The sequence below is a fragment of the Bradyrhizobium sp. 23 genome (assembly GCF_023073295.1).
In the GTDB taxonomy this organism is placed as follows: Bacteria; Pseudomonadota; Alphaproteobacteria; order Rhizobiales; family Xanthobacteraceae; genus Bradyrhizobium; species Bradyrhizobium canariense_D.
The window spans coordinates 116,498-130,692 of sequence record NZ_JADPJF010000124.1 but is presented as its reverse complement, the minus strand read 5'-3'; the positions used below and the strand labels follow the sequence as shown (position 1 = coordinate 130,692).

18 protein-coding genes and 1 tRNA gene are annotated in these 14,195 nt (G+C 64.3%); 11 read left to right on the top strand and 8 right to left on the bottom strand.

Going from position 1 to position 14,195, the window contains the following annotated elements:
- Positions 1-2 precede the first annotated feature (2 nt).
- Together IVB32_RS29785 and IVB32_RS29780 are read right to left on the bottom strand one after the other, a co-directional pair.
- Positions 3-248 carry a hypothetical protein gene (locus tag IVB32_RS29785; protein WP_204511122.1) on the bottom strand — a complete coding sequence of 82 codons (246 nt, stop codon included), beginning with the start codon at positions 246-248 and terminating at the stop codon, positions 3-5.
- Between the two features lie 58 nt (positions 249-306).
- The gene (locus IVB32_RS29780) at positions 307-561 is read right to left on the bottom strand and encodes a PilZ domain-containing protein (protein ID WP_007591415.1); all 255 of its coding nucleotides are present in this window, start codon (positions 559-561) and stop codon (positions 307-309) included.
- A gap of 224 nt (positions 562-785) precedes the next feature.
- On the opposite strand from IVB32_RS29780, the gene IVB32_RS29775 reads away from it, so the two are divergent.
- The 7 genes from IVB32_RS29775 (at position 786) to IVB32_RS29745 (ending at position 6,302) form a co-directional block, all read left to right on the top strand.
- Positions 786-860, top strand: a tRNA-Glu gene (locus IVB32_RS29775).
- A gap of 99 nt (positions 861-959) precedes the next feature.
- Positions 960-1,607: a hypothetical protein gene (locus tag IVB32_RS29770; RefSeq protein ID WP_247297367.1), complete on the top strand. Its 648-nt coding sequence runs from the start codon at positions 960-962 to the stop codon at positions 1,605-1,607.
- A gap of 106 nt (positions 1,608-1,713) precedes the next feature.
- Entirely contained in the window at positions 1,714-2,340 is a 627-nt protein-coding gene (locus IVB32_RS29765) for a PilZ domain-containing protein (RefSeq protein ID WP_247371084.1), read from the top strand.
- A gap of 104 nt (positions 2,341-2,444) precedes the next feature.
- Complete coding sequence (locus IVB32_RS29760) at positions 2,445-2,717, top strand: hypothetical protein (protein ID WP_247297369.1); 273 nt, start codon at positions 2,445-2,447, stop codon at positions 2,715-2,717.
- Positions 2,718-3,288: 571 nt separating this feature from the next.
- Positions 3,289-4,329, top strand: a complete 1,041-nt coding sequence (locus IVB32_RS29755; protein WP_018454391.1) for a PrsW family glutamic-type intramembrane protease — start codon at positions 3,289-3,291, stop codon at positions 4,327-4,329.
- A 74-nt stretch (positions 4,330-4,403) separates the two neighbouring features.
- Entirely contained in the window at positions 4,404-4,982 is a 579-nt protein-coding gene (locus IVB32_RS29750) for an HdeD family acid-resistance protein (RefSeq protein ID WP_247297371.1), read from the top strand.
- A gap of 234 nt (positions 4,983-5,216) precedes the next feature.
- Positions 5,217-6,302 (top strand): 3-deoxy-7-phosphoheptulonate synthase, encoded by a 1,086-nt coding sequence (locus IVB32_RS29745; protein WP_346348209.1) that lies wholly within the window; start codon positions 5,217-5,219, stop codon positions 6,300-6,302.
- Positions 6,303-6,356: 54 nt separating this feature from the next.
- On the opposite strand, the gene IVB32_RS29740 is transcribed toward IVB32_RS29745, so the two are convergent.
- From IVB32_RS29740 to epmA, 3 genes are read right to left on the bottom strand one after another with little or no spacing between them, the layout of a single operon-like run.
- A complete protein-coding gene (locus IVB32_RS29740) occupies positions 6,357-6,611 on the bottom strand; it encodes a hypothetical protein (protein WP_247297373.1) in 255 nt (84 codons plus the stop codon).
- 44 nt (positions 6,612-6,655) lie between these two features.
- Positions 6,656-7,750 carry a lysine-2,3-aminomutase-like protein gene (locus tag IVB32_RS29735; protein ID WP_247297375.1) on the bottom strand — a complete coding sequence of 365 codons (1,095 nt, stop codon included), beginning with the start codon at positions 7,748-7,750 and terminating at the stop codon, positions 6,656-6,658.
- A complete protein-coding gene (epmA, locus tag IVB32_RS29730; protein WP_247412207.1) occupies positions 7,747-8,811 on the bottom strand; it encodes an EF-P lysine aminoacylase EpmA in 1,065 nt (354 codons plus the stop codon). Before epmA ends, IVB32_RS29735 begins: the two co-directional genes overlap by 4 nt.
- 162 nt (positions 8,812-8,973) lie before the next feature.
- Between epmA and efp the strand changes: the two genes are divergently transcribed.
- From efp to IVB32_RS29715, 3 genes are all read left to right on the top strand, one after another.
- A complete protein-coding gene (gene efp / locus IVB32_RS29725; protein ID WP_026232726.1) occupies positions 8,974-9,540 on the top strand; it encodes an elongation factor P in 567 nt (188 codons plus the stop codon).
- A 23-nt stretch (positions 9,541-9,563) separates the two neighbouring features.
- Positions 9,564-11,186: a M23 family peptidase gene (locus IVB32_RS29720; protein WP_247371080.1), complete on the top strand. Its 1,623-nt coding sequence runs from the start codon at positions 9,564-9,566 to the stop codon at positions 11,184-11,186.
- Between the two features lie 81 nt (positions 11,187-11,267).
- Entirely contained in the window at positions 11,268-12,254 is a 987-nt protein-coding gene (locus tag IVB32_RS29715) for a DUF808 domain-containing protein (protein WP_247297379.1), read from the top strand.
- Between the two features lie 30 nt (positions 12,255-12,284).
- Here the strand turns inward: IVB32_RS29715 and IVB32_RS29710 are convergent, their stop codons facing one another.
- Together IVB32_RS29710 and IVB32_RS29705 are read right to left on the bottom strand one after the other, a co-directional pair.
- Entirely contained in the window at positions 12,285-12,782 is a 498-nt protein-coding gene (locus IVB32_RS29710; protein WP_204511119.1) for a cupin domain-containing protein, read from the bottom strand.
- A gap of 21 nt (positions 12,783-12,803) precedes the next feature.
- A complete protein-coding gene (locus IVB32_RS29705) occupies positions 12,804-13,283 on the bottom strand; it encodes a carboxymuconolactone decarboxylase family protein (RefSeq protein WP_247297381.1) in 480 nt (159 codons plus the stop codon).
- A gap of 54 nt (positions 13,284-13,337) precedes the next feature.
- Between IVB32_RS29705 and IVB32_RS29700 the strand changes: the two genes are divergently transcribed.
- A complete protein-coding gene (locus IVB32_RS29700; RefSeq protein WP_018454402.1) occupies positions 13,338-13,859 on the top strand; it encodes a MarR family transcriptional regulator in 522 nt (173 codons plus the stop codon).
- A gap of 27 nt (positions 13,860-13,886) precedes the next feature.
- Here the strand turns inward: IVB32_RS29700 and IVB32_RS29695 are convergent, their stop codons facing one another.
- Positions 13,887-14,051, bottom strand: a complete 165-nt coding sequence (locus tag IVB32_RS29695) for a hypothetical protein (protein WP_247297382.1) — start codon at positions 14,049-14,051, stop codon at positions 13,887-13,889.
- Positions 14,052-14,195 lie beyond the last annotated feature (144 nt).

Sequence of the window (14,195 nt, the reverse complement as noted above, 5' to 3'; positions counted from 1 at the left end):
GCTCAGCGCCTGACCGTGGTCTCGACGCTGATCGAGCCGCCGATCTTGACGCAGGTGCCGGTGCTCTCGACCAGATGGAAGCCGCGGCCATAGGCGGCGCAGGAGCCCGCTTTCGCGCTCCCGCCGGCACCCTTAAGCGGCAAGGCCTTGCCGGCCTGTGGGCGCTCCGGAGGCGGCAGACGCAAGGCTTCCGCCGCGGCCGCGGACGTCGTCAGCAACGAGATCAGGATGAGGAGCGGCGCACGCATGCAGGCCGTTCTAGCCCGGACCGGCGTCGCGCGCCATCGGGGTCGCTTTGCCCGGGGATCAGATGAACTTGATGCCGGCCGATTTGCCGCGGCGCCATACCACCTGGCAGCTCCGCCCGGTCCGCGCATCGCGCGCGAACGCCATCCGGATCACGCCCGGGAGCTGGCTCGCATCCTCGTCCAGCGTGATCTTGGCGCCCGTGGCGGAGATGTCCTGGACCAGGCATTGCCGCGCTGCGAATCCGCCGTCGAGCGTGATCCAGGCATGCTGCGACAGCGACTTGCGGGCTGCGCGCTTCTTGGGCGGTGGCATCGGCTTAAATTCTCCCAGTCCAGCGCTAGCTCAGGGAACCTAAGAAACCGTTGAATTCGGCCGACCGATCCTTGGGTGGGATGCTATCCACCGGTGCCAAAAGACCGTTCCCGAACGGCTTGCCCAGGGCGCCAAAGGCCATTATAGGTTCGCCCGCTGCAGCCGCCGGGCATGACTCGGGCGGCCAGCGGCCGTGCCGCGAAAAGCGGCGGGGCCCTGGGTTTGCTCCCTTCGTCTATCGGTTAGGACGCCACCCTTTCACGGTGGAGAGAGCGGTTCGATTCCGCTAGGGAGCGCCATCATCCGCCGTTGGATGACAGGGCGAAATCTGCCGCCCCGCATGAACCTCCCCGCCCCTCGCCTCCGACCAATGTCCAGATGGAACTGGATGCAGGCCGATGGCGCAGCACAAATCTCCCTCGGACGACCAGGCCGGGATTGCCTCGCCGACGCCTCCGCCATGGATCCACCGCACGGCAGCCTACGTGCCGGAGCGGCGCGCCAGAATGCTGGAGCACATGGCGCGCGCCAGATCGCTGCCTCGGGCAACGACTGCGTCGGAGCCGTCGCATACGGCAGGCACGACCATTCTCGCTGACGCGTACGGCTACGCCGTCCTGTTCGGCATCATCGCGCTGCTGTTTCAGTCGCGCGTTCCTCTCTACCTCGGCGCCTTCCTCTTCTTCACCGATGGCGAGCGCATCGAACTCGCGCTTGGAAAGATCGGCATCCGTCTCGAGCCCGACACGATCGGACCCGACATCATCAAGGGCTTCGTCTCCCTGTTCGGATGGTTCGCGCTGCTGGCCTCGCTGAAAGCGTCCGTTCCCGCGTGGCTCGCGACATGGATGCTTCCGGACGCATCATGGTCCTTCGTCGCCGGAATCGCTCTTTTGTTCGCCATCGTCGAAGCATTCGCAACGCGCGCGATGCAGCATGCATTGCCGTGGTTCGGATTTGAGAGGCGACCGAGCGGCCTGGCCTGCGCGACGATCAAGCTCGCTATGGCCCTTGGCGTGCTGGCTCTGCTGGTGCTGCTCGGATGACGATTTACCGGAAATTTACCCCTGCTCGTGAGCGCCGGTATCATTTGCTTAGAATTTGATTGCTACCGTGGAATTACGGAAAACCTCCGAAACACGATTGGCGCCCATGTCCGTCGCAGAGTTCCTCAGACAGCGTGCCGTGCATGTCACCGTGAGTGGCAGCTACTCGCTGCCGCGTTGGTACGATTGCGAGGGCAAGCTCCGTACCTTCGCCTGCCGCACCAGCCGCGTTTCACCGTTCCGCATGATGGTCGACGTTCCCGTAGTCGGAAAGGTCGGCGAGCGCGTGACCTCCTACTTCCAGGATTTTGGCGAATTCCAATGTACCATCAGCGCGACGCTGAAATCGGGCTTCCTGATGGAGCTCGACATGACGCGGGCCCGGCGCGCCTGGATGTCGGAAAAGCTGACCTGGCTCGAGAAGAAGCAAAAGGACGCCAGCGTCCAGGAACTGCGGAATGACGCGCGCTTCGTTCCGCAGGTCGCGCACACCTTCCTGACGCTCGCCGACGGCAGCACGCATGCCTGCTTCATCATCGACGTCTCCACGGCCGGTGTCGCGATATCCTGCGAATACGATCCGCCAGTGGGAACCCCGCTTGCGGTCGGCGCTTGCGTCGGGCGGGTGATCCGCAGATTCGAAAACGGCTTTGCTGTCAAATTCGCCGAAAAGCAGTCGCGGGACGACGTCGTCCGGCTGATCGTCCGCACGGCCATGCTGCAATCGGCCTGATCCTCCGGCCGCGCTGCCCTATCGCAGCCCTATTTCGAGATAAGCTTTTGAAGGTCCGCGCCTCGTTCCGGACGTCATTTGCAGACTTGCGATCGGGGGACCGAATGGCAGTCGAGAAAATTACAGTCGATAAGGTCAGAGTCGACAAGATCACCTGGGACAGGGTCGGCCGGGTCACCGAGCCCGGACGCTACATGTACACGTTCGGCTGGCTCACCATCACCGCCGACGATCTCGATATCTGGAAGCAATACCCGCAGGCCGCGTTCACGCTGATGGCGCAGCATTCCGAGCCGGACGCGTCCACCGGCGAGGAGTTCCATCTCGGCGCCTTCGACGTCGCGCCCGACGCGCCGCCGCCGTTCACCACGCATTGAGACAGTCAAAGCGGGCTACGATCGGCAGCCAGCAAGCCGCGGCAGGGCGCGTGGCGGGAACGCGTGGCACGCCCGTTGCTTTATCATTGCCATGACTCACATCCCCGCCTTCGATCAGGCCTTTCTGCTGTTGCTCATCGTGCTCTGCCTTGGTACGTGCCTTATCCGCGCCTTCTGGGAGGTGGAGCAACTCCGGGGCCGCCGCACCGCGTCCCCATCCCGCGCGATCAAGCGTGACTAGACCGGCTCGGCCGGCCGTGCGTAGCCCGGACGGGGCAATCCCGGCTCTGGACTTGCCGCGGCGACACGTGCATCGTCAATCGAAGAAACCTGCACATTGCCTTGATCTGACTTACCAATCGCGATCCGATGACGGGCGCGCGACCGTTGTCATGGGATGACGAGGTGGTTCTGTCATGCAATTGATTGCGCTCGTTATTCTGCACCTCGGCGACTGTCCTGATGAACGCAGGCTGTCACGCTTGTTAAGAGACGCGACAGCAAGCGCATGACACAAGGTCGCATCAGGGAATGTAGATAAGCGGATCAAGGGAACCTATTTTCGGCGCCGATGTACCTGATTGAAGCGTTACCCACCGTCATCGGAACGGCCGCCATTGCCCCGGCGCTGCTGATGTTGTGGCTCGTCATTGCCGCCGAGGAACGCCCCGGACCGCCGGCCCAGGTCTGGACCGCGTTTCTGCTCGGCGCGGCCAGCATTTCGCTGCTGGGCCTGGCCCGCGCCCCTTTTGCCAAAATGGTTGCGGCCCCGGACAACCCCTGGGCGGCACTGGCCATGCATTCGATCTTCGGCGTCGCGCTGCCGGAGGAAGCGGTCAAGGTGATCGCCATCGTGCTGGTCGCCTCGACCAAGCGGCGGACCTTCGCCAATCCGATGGACACTGTGGTCTATGGCGCTGCCGTCGGCCTGGGCTTCGCCGCCTACGAGAACCTTGCCTATCTCGTCCAGCACGCCGAAATGTGGCGCTCGCTGGCCGCCTTGCGCAGCGTGCTGACCGTGCCGTTCCACGGCGCGCTCGGTATTATCGCCGGCGCCTATCTGACCATCGCGCGCGCCGGCACGGCGCTGGGTGCCAACCGCCATCATCGCGACTGGGCCCGTCTCTCCAGCCGCCTGCTGATCTTTGCAGGCCCGCTCGCCCTGCATTCGGCCTTCGACTTCCCCCTGCTGACACTCCAGCGCATGCCGGATCTCGATCCGGCGCTGCGGATGTGGTTGGGCGGCGCGAGCCTGCTGATCGGCTTCAGCTCGATCGCCTTCGCTATCCGCCTGGTACGGCGCGTCGCGCGCCATCACGCGCCCCGAACCGACGTCGCGCGCGAGCGCCTCAGCCAGCTCCGCCGGATGTGGGCGCTGCTGCTTGCCGGTGGCGGCGTCGGCTTTCTCGGGCTCGCCTTCGTGCTGACCTCGATCCATCACTGGCTCATCAATCCCGAGCGCAATCTGACGCTGGCCCTGATCCCGATCGGCCTGGTCTCGATCCTGCTCGGCCTCGCACTTCTGATCGTCACGACCGCGATCTATGTTCTCGGCCGCAACCGCATCCGCACCAGCGGCGAAGGTTTTTCGTCGGCGCACGGCGGCGGCTGAGCCGCGGGATGGCAAGCGCGGTGTGCACGTACTAGACTAGATTGAGGACACACCTCTCGATCCGGAGCCTGCCCATGACATCGCCTGAGGATTTTTCCCGGCTGCAATCCGCCATGAGCGGGACGGTCAAGGCACATTGGAAGGCCTTTCTGTTCGAAGGCATCCTGCTTGCGGTGCTTGGCGTCGCCGCGCTGGTCCTGCCGCCGCTCGCAAGCCTTGCGATTGCGATCTTCCTCGGCTGGATGTTCCTGATCAGCGGCATCGGCGGATTGATCGCCACCTATTGGGCGCGCAGCACGCCGGGCTTCTGGTGGTCGCTGATCTCGGCCGCGCTGGCCGTGCTTGCAGGCATGCTGCTGCTGGCGCGGCCGATCCAGGCCGTGCTGACGCTGACCATCGTGCTCGGCGCCTATTTCCTCGCCGAGGGCGTCGCCACCATCATGTACGCGCTGGAGCATCGCCGCGAGCCGGGCGGCCGCTGGTCGTGGCTCCTGATCTCGGGCCTCGTCGACATCGCGATCTCGTTCATGGTGATCACGGGACTGCCGAGCTCGGCGGAATGGGCGATCGGTATCCTCGTCGGCATCAACCTGCTGTTCGGCGGCGCCACCCTGATCGGCATGGCGCTGGCGGCACGCAAAAGCAACAGTTGAGGCGCCGCGTGGCCGTCACGTCTATTGGGGGGTGACAAGCCGCCGATCGCACGCTATATGACGGGCCATGATCACCCTCGTCACCAGCTATTTTTGGTACTTTAGCTACGACAGCTCGCTGGCGGCAGGAGGATCGCGCTCAATCTGAAACATTGCAGCAAACGTCCGAACAAGCCGCCAGACCTGGCGGCTTTTTTATTGGCCGGCAGGGTCTCAAAATGACAGGAGCCCGCCGTGCTGAGCACGACCGACGATCTTCGTATCCGCGAACTGAAAGAGCTGAGCACGCCCGAAGAGGTGATGCGGGAAGTCCCGCGCACGCTCACCGCGACGCGCGTGGTGATGGCCGCACGCAACGCCATCCATGCGATTCTCAATGGCCAGGACGACCGGCTTCTGGTCGTGGTCGGCCCCTGCTCGGTGCATGATCCCAGGGCCGCGCTCGAATACGCCGAGCGCCTCGCGAGCTTGCGCGAAGAGCTTGCCGACCAACTCGAGATCGTGATGCGGGTCTATTTCGAGAAGCCGCGCACCACGGTCGGCTGGAAGGGCCTGATCAACGATCCTGATCTGGACGGCAGCTTCGACATCAACAAGGGCCTGCGGCTGGCGCGCAACGTGCTCTCGGCGGTGAATAATCTCGGCCTGCCCGCCGGCACCGAATTCCTCGACATGACGACGCCGCAATACATTGCGGACCTCGTGTCCTGGGCCGCGATCGGCGCGCGCACGACCGAAAGCCAGATCCATCGCGAGCTGGCCTCGGGGCTGTCCTGCCCGGTCGGCTTCAAGAACGGCACCGACGGCAATGTGCGGATTGCGGCGGACGCGGTGAAGTCGGCCTCAAATCCCCATCATTTCATGGCGGTGACTAAGCTCGGCCGCTCGGCGATCGCCTCAACCGCGGGCAACGAGGATTGTCACATCATCCTGCGCGGCGGCAGCACGCCGAACTACGATGCGGCAAGCGTCGCAGCGGCCTGCAACGATCTGGCGAAAGCAAGCGTCGCACCACTCGTGATGGTCGATGCGAGCCACGCTAATTCGAGCAAGAAGCCGGAAAACCAGCCGCTCGTGACAGCCGACATCGCCGGGCAGATTTCTGGCGGCGAGAACCGCATCATGGGGGTGATGGTCGAGAGCAATCTCGTCGCCGGACGCCAGGACGTGGTGCCGGGCAAGCCGCTCACCTATGGCCAGAGCATCACTGACGGCTGCATCGACTGGGCGACCACGGCAACCGTGCTCAAGCAACTCGCTGACGCGGTCGAGATCCGGCGCAACAGCAAGCGCGCAGGGCTGCACGAGCGCTCCGCCTGACCGAACGATCGCGGGCGGGGTGAGGCTGTCGCACCCTGCCCGCTTTCCCGGCGCCTAGCAGCCGCGGCAGATGCTCTTGATCTTCTTGTCGAGCGCCTGATTTTCCTTGCTGAGGGGATCGTTCGGGTCGCTCAGGTTCTTTTCGCTGGGCACATCGGCGACACGCGGCTGGCGATGGCCCACGGGTGCCAACGGCGTCGATCCTGAGGTCGCGCCCCCGGCTGTCGATCCCTTAGGGTTGCCGGTCTGCGCAACCGCCGCGCCGCCGAGCAAGACCACGAGCGATACTGCCACCATGATCTTCTTCATGTCTCTCCCTCCATTCCTCAAGCCAACATCTCCATCACGACCATTCAAGTCTCGGGCGGATAGAGGTGAACGTCGCCGCAATAATCCACGATACGATAGCGCGTTTCTTGATCTGCATCACGCGCATCAGGTGCGGTATTTTGCATCGGCAACACGTAATTCGGTCCCACCGGCGACTTGCCGGCGCCGCCGGGAATGTCGATGACATAGTCGGGCTGACACAGTCCGGACACCCTTCCGCGCAGCTGCCGCATCAAATCCTGCCCATCGGCGAGTGTCGTTCGCAGATGCGCCGTGCCCGGCGCGAGATCACCGTGATGCAGATAATAGGGCTTGATCCGGCATTCGACGAAAGCTCGCATCAAATCCGACAGAGCGGTCAAATTGTCATTGACGCCGCGCAAAAGCACGGACTGGCTTACCATGGGAATTCCGGCATCGACCAGCCGCGCGCAGGCGGCACGCGCCGGCCCCGTCAGTTCGCGCGCATGGTTGGCATGCAGCGCCACCCAGGTGGTCGCGCCCACGACCTTGAGCGCCGCCACCATCTCGTCGCTGATGCGCGCGGGATCGGCCGCCGGCACGCGGGTGTGAAGGCGGATGATCTTGACGTGATCGATTCCGGCCAGATCGGCCATGATCTCGCCCATCCGCCGCGGCGACAACATCAGGGGATCGCCCCCGGTCAGGATCACCTCCCAGATCTCGCTGTGCGCGCGGATGTAGTCGATCGCCGCGCGATAGGCGGCGTCCGAGAGCGCGTTCTCCTTGCCGGGTCCGACCATCTCGCGGCGGAAGCAGAAGCGGCAATAGACCGCGCAGACGTGAACGAGCTTGAACAGCACGCGGTCGGGATAACGATGCACGATCCCGGGAACCGGCGAGTGCGCATGATCGCCGATCGGATCTGCATTCTCGCCCGGCTGCATCTCCAGCTCTGCGGCAGTCGGAACGAATTGGCGCGCAATGGGATCGTCGGGATCGGACCTGTCGATCAGATCGACCAGCGCCGGCGTGATCGCAACCGCATAGCGTGCGGCAATGCGATCGAGCACCGGCAGCGCTGTGGCTGACACCAGCTGCTCGGCCACAAGTTCGGCCGGCTCGCGCAATGTGCGCGCAAGATTGCTCTTCATCATGTCTCGCTCAACGTTTCATTTGCAGGCGGCGTCCACACCACCTGATCAATTCGCGATGCGCCGCTCGCCAGCATTACCAGGCGGTCGAATCCGAGCGCGACGCCGCTCGCCTCCGGCATCGCCGCGACCGCGGCCAGAAAGTCCTCGTCCAGCGGATAGGCTTCGCAGTAGCGGCGTTGCTTCTCTGCCATGGATTGCGTGAAGCGCTTGCGCTGCTCCTCGGCGTCGGTCAGTTCGCCAAAACCGTTGGCGAGCTCGACACCGCAGGCATAGACCTCGAACCGCTCGGCGACTCGGGGATCGCCCGCCTTCACGCGCGCCAGTGCCGCCTCTGGAGATGGGTATTCGAACAGAATGGTCAAACGGCCCTGCCCCAGATGCGGCTCGACATGCTCGACCAGAACCTTGCTGAAGATGTCGGACCAGGTGTCATCCTCGGCCAGGCGGACCTTGCCGGCAACTGACCGCGCGAGCGCGGCGCGGTCGCCCTCGCCGCCGGAAATGGTCGCAAGCAGGTCGATTCCCGCAAACTGCTCGAAGGCGCTGGCAACCGTCACAAGCTCCGGCTCGGCGAAAGGATCTGCGGTCCGGCCGCGGAAGGTGAAGGCGCCGATACCGGTCGCCTGGGCCGCGCGGGCGATGAGGACGACGCAGTCGGCCATGATGGCGTCATAGGGCGCGCCTGCCCGGTACCATTCCAGCATGGTGAATTCGGGCAAATGCAGGTCGCCGCGCTCACGGTCCCGGAACACCCGGGCGAACTCGAAAATCCGGGTCTCCCCGGCCGCCAGCAGCTTCTTGCAGGCGAATTCCGGCGAGGTCCGCAAATATCGGCTCACACGGCTGCCGTCGGGCCGCATGATCTCGGTCCGGGGGGCGTGCAGGTGGGTCTCGTTGCCCGGGGAGACCTGGAGAACGGAGGTTTCGACCTCGACGAAGCCCTGCTCGACGAAAAATCCCCGTAGAGCCCCGGTGATGGCTCCCCTGGCCTGCAAGAAGGGCCGGCGGTCGAGATGCCGCGAGGGGGACCAGAACGGCGACATCGGCTTGTCCCCAGCCATTAACCGGCTGTCCCGCAAGCCAGCAAAATGCTGGCATCCAACGGCAAAACCAGTATGTTGCGGCCCGAAACGGGTGCCGCGGTCTGATTTGGGGCCCCAGGTCCCCCATCAATTTGACCACGTCCTGGCCCGAGCCGGGCCAAGCAAGCAGGAAATACAGCTTTGAGAGTCATCGCCAGTTCTATTCGCAAGGGCAACGTGATCGAGCAAGACGGCAAGCTATATGTCGTCGTGACCGCCGAGAACATCCATCCCGGCAAGGGCACCCCGGTCAGCCAGATCGAAATGCGCCGAATCTCGGACGGGGTAAAGATCTCCGAGCGCTACAAGACCACCGATCAGGTCGAGAAGGCCACAATCGAAGAGCGCAACTACACCTTCCTGTATGAAGATGGTGACGGCTATCACTTCATGAACCCGGAGACCTATGACCAGGTCCAGGTGTCCAAGGATGTGATCGGCGATGCGGCGGCCTATCTTCAGGAGAGCATGACGGTCAAGCTATCGCTGCACGGTTCCAACCCGGTATCGATCGCCCTGCCGCAGCGCGTGACGCTGGAAGTGATCGAGACCGAGCCCGTGACCAAGGGGCAGACCGCCTCCTCGTCCTACAAGCCCGCCGTGCTCTCGAATGGCGTTCGCACCACGGTGCCGCCGCACATCGCCGTCGGCACCCGAATCGTCGTGATGACCGAAGACGGCTCCTACTCCGAGCGTGCCAAGGACTGACGGGACCAAAGCGAGCGCAACAGGTGCCGCCGGGGGGCGAGACAGTGGTTGGGAAAAGTTTCCGCTTCGTCTCGCAACTTCTGGCGTCGCTTTCGCTCCTCATTGCCTCTCCACTTGCTGCGGATGAGTTCCGCAGCCCCTCACTCACGGCGCTGCGCGTCGATTGGCGCGCGGCGCTTGACCAGCTCCGCACCGAAATCAACGTCCATCCCCGGGCCGCGGAAGACTTCATCTTCGCACCCCGTCGTTCGGTGCCGCGCTACGATCCGCGCGCGATGCCGGCGCTGGTGCAGCTCAACGCGATCTCCTCGCAATTCTTCACCGGCATCGCCCGCAGCTCCGTGCCCGTGCTGCTGCCATTCGACGCTGCCGCGTATCTCGAAGCTCGGCGCAATGGCGCGCCGGCGACCGTCGCGCTGTCGCGCTACCAGGCTGACTTCAATTCCGTCGACCTGTTCGATGCCGGTCCCGCCGGCTACAGCGCGACCTTTTCGTTCGAGCCTGGTACCGGAGACGGCATGCCGAGCCGGGTCTTCGCAAGGCCGGTCGAGGTGCAGATCACGGGCTCGGCGCTGGTCTATGACATTGCCGATCCCTCGGGCGGCAAGGGCGAGCCGGTCAAACCGCTCGCGGCGCTCTACCCGGACCTGCGCAAGTTCATCCGGGAAGGCTATATGCGCTACGCTTTCACCCGTTTCGGCGTCGCCTATGTGGTGTCGATCCAATGCCTCGACAGCGTTGCCAAGCCGCGGCGGCTTGCCTGCAAGGAGGCCTATCCGATCGCCGAGCGCTTCCTGAAGGCGCTGCGCGTGGCGGGCGGCCAGCGCATGCGGCCGCTCACGGACATCGCTTCCAACATTCTCGATCGTCCCACGGTACGCTCCCCGGACTTCACCTACAGGCCGAGCGGCGACATCATCCCGAACACCGGCTATCGCAAGCAGGGCGGCCATCCCGACGTGATGGCCTACGCACAGATCCGCTTTCCTCTCGAGAAGGCGCCCGCGTTCGTACACTCGCAATCCTATGCCAAGCGCGACAAGATGGAGAGCACGACCGCTTACCCCTGGCGCGACAATTTCTGCGAATCCCGCAGTTTCGAGGTCTGGCAATGCGGCGGCGGTTATGGCCATCAGGGCGAGGACATCCGCGCGGCCGGGTGCCCGCCGCTCGGTGAAGGTCGCCAAGCCTGCGATCCCAAGCAGCGCGCTGTCGTCGCCGTGCGCGATGCGAGGGTCATACGCGCTGCCAAGGATCAGGCCGTGACGCTGCAAATCAACAGCCGGACCGAGCACATCCGTTTCCGCTACATGCATATGAACCCGCAGGCGCTGAACGCCGACGGCCTGCTCAACGGCCGCATCGTATCGGAGGGCGAGAAGATCGGCGTGGTCTCGAATTATCTCGACCATCCCGCCGGCACCTCGATGCACCTGCATTTCGACGTGCAGGTGTTCACCCGCGACGGCTGGATCTGGGTCAGTCCTTACGTCACGCTGGTCTCGGCCTATGAGCGCCTGATCCGCGCCCGCGGCCGCGAGGTCGGCCCGGAGATCGCCGGCACGCCACAGCCCGTGGCGCATGCGCTGCCGGAGGACGTGCTCAAGCCGGACCTGCGCGAGGGATCGGGCGGCGACGAGAACTGACGGCTTGCTCTTTCCAATGCCAGGCAGCGCAAAGCGTGTTGCCGCACACACGGCCCACTGAAGGCAGAAGGAACTGGGTTGATGAGTGCCGGACTGATTGGTCTCCTCGATGATATCGCCGCGATTGCAAAGGTGGCGGCAGCCTCGCTCGACGATGTCGCGGGCCAGACGGCCAAGGCGGGAGCAAAGGCGGCTGGCGTGGTCATCGATGATGCAGCCGTCACTCCGAATTACGTGATCGGCTTTGCCTCGAAACGCGAACTGCCGATCGTAGGCAAGATTGCGGTTGGGTCGCTGCGCAATAAATTGCTGATCCTGCTGCCCATTGCCCTGTTGCTTGGTTATTTCCTTCCCGCCGCGGTCACGCCGCTGCTCATGCTGGGCGGCGCCTTTCTGTGCTATGAGGGCACCGAGAAGGTGCTCGAAGCCGTGATGCCGCATGATGCGCGCCACCACGAAGCCCAGCCCCAGCCAATTGCATTGAACGCGCGGTCGGTCGAGGACGAGAAAGTCGCAAGCGCCATCAAAACGGATTTCATCCTGTCGGCGGAGATCATGGCGATCACGCTGGCGGCCGTCCCGGCGGGCAGCATCTGGACCCAGGCGCTCGTGCTCGCACTCGTCGCCATTTTCATCACTGTTGGAGTCTACGGCGTGGTCGCCCTGATCGTGAAGGCGGACGATGTCGGCCTGGCCCTTGCGCGGTATGACGGCGCCTCGCTTATTGGCGGCGCAATCCGATTGCTTGGACGTGCGCTGGTCCGCGGCATGCCTGTCTTCCTGGCGGTGCTGAGCACCATCGGCACCGCCGCGATGATCTGGGTCGGTGGCGGCATCATCCTGCACGGCATCGAACAATACGGCCCACCGATGGTCGGCCATACGGTTCATGCCGCGACCGAGGCTGCCGCGAACCTCCTTCCCTCCATTGCCGGCACCGTCGGATGGGCGGTCGAGGCGGCCATTTCAGGCGTTATTGGGGTCCTTGTCGGCGTAGTTGCGATACCGGCCGTCACATACGGTCTTTCACCGCTATGGAAACGTCTGAAGCGATCGCAGCCGACCTGAACAAAAGCGGCTGCAGATTGCGGGTGCCGGCTACTCCAGCAACGTCGTGAGTTGCGCGCCCTCGTCCGCCACGAACACGGCAATCAATTCCGCCGGCTCCGTGGTGCTGGCATTGGCCGAAACCAGATGCGTCGAGCCGGGCGGCTCGAAGAAGGACTGGCCGACGCCGAACGTCTCGACCGGGCCGCCGCCGAGCTGGGAGCGGATCTTGCCCTTGGTTATGTAGGCGGTGACGGATCCTGCGTGACGATGCGGCCGCGAGAACCCGCCAGGGCCGTAGAACACGCGCACGATGGTGACGCGCTTGCCCGGCACGTTCGGCAGCGCGTAGGAGTCGATCGGCTCGACCTTGTCCAGCGGCGAGCTTTCGGCGGCGGTGGCGCAGAGCGGCGCGAGTGCGCCGGAAATGGTGTCCATCGTCACCGGCAACGCCTTGCCGATCGCAAGCGCGCACGCAAGCCCGCCGACGACGGCGATCGCCATCGAACGCGATGGCGCCAATGTGGTGGGCAAACTTACTACCGTCATCACGATCTCCCTTCGTTGCAATCAGGATGCCGCCGCATTCGCTCCGACCGGTCGCTTCGCCGGTGTCCAGCGAAACGCCGCACCGAAACGATTCCAGACGTTGATCGAGGCAACCGCAGAGGTCAGGTACGTCAGCTCGGTCTCGGAGAATTCACGGCTCGCCTCGGCATACACGCCCTCGCCGACTCCGTCGGGCAGGCAGGTCAGCGCCTCGGTCCAGGCCAGCGCGGCACGTTCGCGCGCGGAAAAGATCGGCGCCTCGCGCCAGACCACGACCAAATTGAGCTTGTCGACGGGCACGCCGATCCGCTCCGAAAGCAGGATGTGATGCTGCACGCAGAAGGCGCAGCCGTTGATCTGCGATGCCCGGAGCTTGACCAGTTCGAGAAGCTGCTTGTCGAGACCGGCCTTGGCCGCCACCTGGCCGAGCGCCAGCACCAGCTCATACGCATCCGGCGCGATCTTCTTGAAATCCTCGTATTCGCTGCGGGCGTGTGACATTGCCGTTCACCTCGTGGTATTGTAAGACCGCTTACATCTTATAAGAGCACTTACATGTTGCGCAAGTCGCCCAGTATCACGAGATCGAAATCCCGGCGCAAGACTGCCAAGCCTGACGCCGTGCGCGTGCCAGCCCCAGGGGAAGGCAAGCGCGGCGAGCAAGGCTATCTCGGCTATCTCTTGCGCCAGGCCCACGCCGCAGTCCGTCTGACGATGGAGCGGTCGCTCGCCGATCTCGGTGTCACCTCACCGCAATTCGCGGTGCTGACCATGCTCAACGCCTATCCGGGCCTCTCGGGCGCCGACGTTGCCCGCCTCACCTTTCTGACGCCCCAGACCGTCGGCGTCATCATCCGCAATCTCGAGCGTGACGGCGCGATTGTGATGACGCCGCATCCCGTCCACGGCCGCATCCAGCAATGGACGCTGACGCCGCGCGGCACGGCGCTTTTGAAAGCGTGCCGGGAAAGGGTGATTGCGTTGGAGAAGCGGCTGGCCGCCGGGCTCGATGTCAAGGCCGAGGCAAGCATTCGCCGCTGGCTCGCCGGCATCGCGGCCGATTTGCAGGAGGACTAGGCGAAGCGCGCTTGCCGCTGGCGGGACCTAGTCACCGCAGCCGCCGCCGTCCGAATCCGAGAAGTCACTGACCGCGCCGTCGCCTTGAATACCGCGCCCAAAGTTCTCTGCGAGGATCATCAGGATGACGACGAACAACCCGGCGCCGAACGGCCAGGGATTGGCGCGGATGATGTCGAACAGCTCCTGCATTCACGCATTGTGCGCAGACGGAAGCAAACCGACCGTAAAAGTGACAGGCTCAAAACTGGGGATATCCGACCCGTTGCAGGCGCGCCCTACCCGCCCTTCAATACTTTCTTAACCTCGCCATCGGGCCAGGTCTCGCCCGCTGCG

Coding starts and splice junctions, on each gene's coding strand:
- IVB32_RS29785 (WP_204511122.1), bottom strand. CDS start 248: ATGCGTGCGCCGCTCCTCATCCTGATCTCGTTGCTGACGACGTCCGCG.
- IVB32_RS29780 (WP_007591415.1), bottom strand. CDS start 561: ATGCCACCGCCCAAGAAGCGCGCAGCCCGCAAGTCGCTGTCGCAGCAT.
- IVB32_RS29770 (WP_247297367.1), top strand. CDS start 960: ATGGCGCAGCACAAATCTCCCTCGGACGACCAGGCCGGGATTGCCTCG.
- IVB32_RS29765 (WP_247371084.1), top strand. CDS start 1,714: ATGTCCGTCGCAGAGTTCCTCAGACAGCGTGCCGTGCATGTCACCGTG.
- IVB32_RS29760 (WP_247297369.1), top strand. CDS start 2,445: ATGGCAGTCGAGAAAATTACAGTCGATAAGGTCAGAGTCGACAAGATC.
- IVB32_RS29755 (WP_018454391.1), top strand. CDS start 3,289: ATGTACCTGATTGAAGCGTTACCCACCGTCATCGGAACGGCCGCCATT.
- IVB32_RS29750 (WP_247297371.1), top strand. CDS start 4,404: ATGACATCGCCTGAGGATTTTTCCCGGCTGCAATCCGCCATGAGCGGG.
- IVB32_RS29740 (WP_247297373.1), bottom strand. CDS start 6,611: ATGAAGAAGATCATGGTGGCAGTATCGCTCGTGGTCTTGCTCGGCGGC.
- IVB32_RS29735 (WP_247297375.1), bottom strand. CDS start 7,750: ATGATGAAGAGCAATCTTGCGCGCACATTGCGCGAGCCGGCCGAACTT.
- epmA (WP_247412207.1), bottom strand. CDS start 8,811: ATGGCTGGGGACAAGCCGATGTCGCCGTTCTGGTCCCCCTCGCGGCAT.
- IVB32_RS29715 (WP_247297379.1), top strand. CDS start 11,268: ATGAGTGCCGGACTGATTGGTCTCCTCGATGATATCGCCGCGATTGCA.
- IVB32_RS29710 (WP_204511119.1), bottom strand. CDS start 12,782: ATGACGGTAGTAAGTTTGCCCACCACATTGGCGCCATCGCGTTCGATG.
- IVB32_RS29705 (WP_247297381.1), bottom strand. CDS start 13,283: ATGTCACACGCCCGCAGCGAATACGAGGATTTCAAGAAGATCGCGCCG.
- IVB32_RS29700 (WP_018454402.1), top strand. CDS start 13,338: ATGTTGCGCAAGTCGCCCAGTATCACGAGATCGAAATCCCGGCGCAAG.
- IVB32_RS29695 (WP_247297382.1), bottom strand. CDS start 14,051: ATGCAGGAGCTGTTCGACATCATCCGCGCCAATCCCTGGCCGTTCGGC.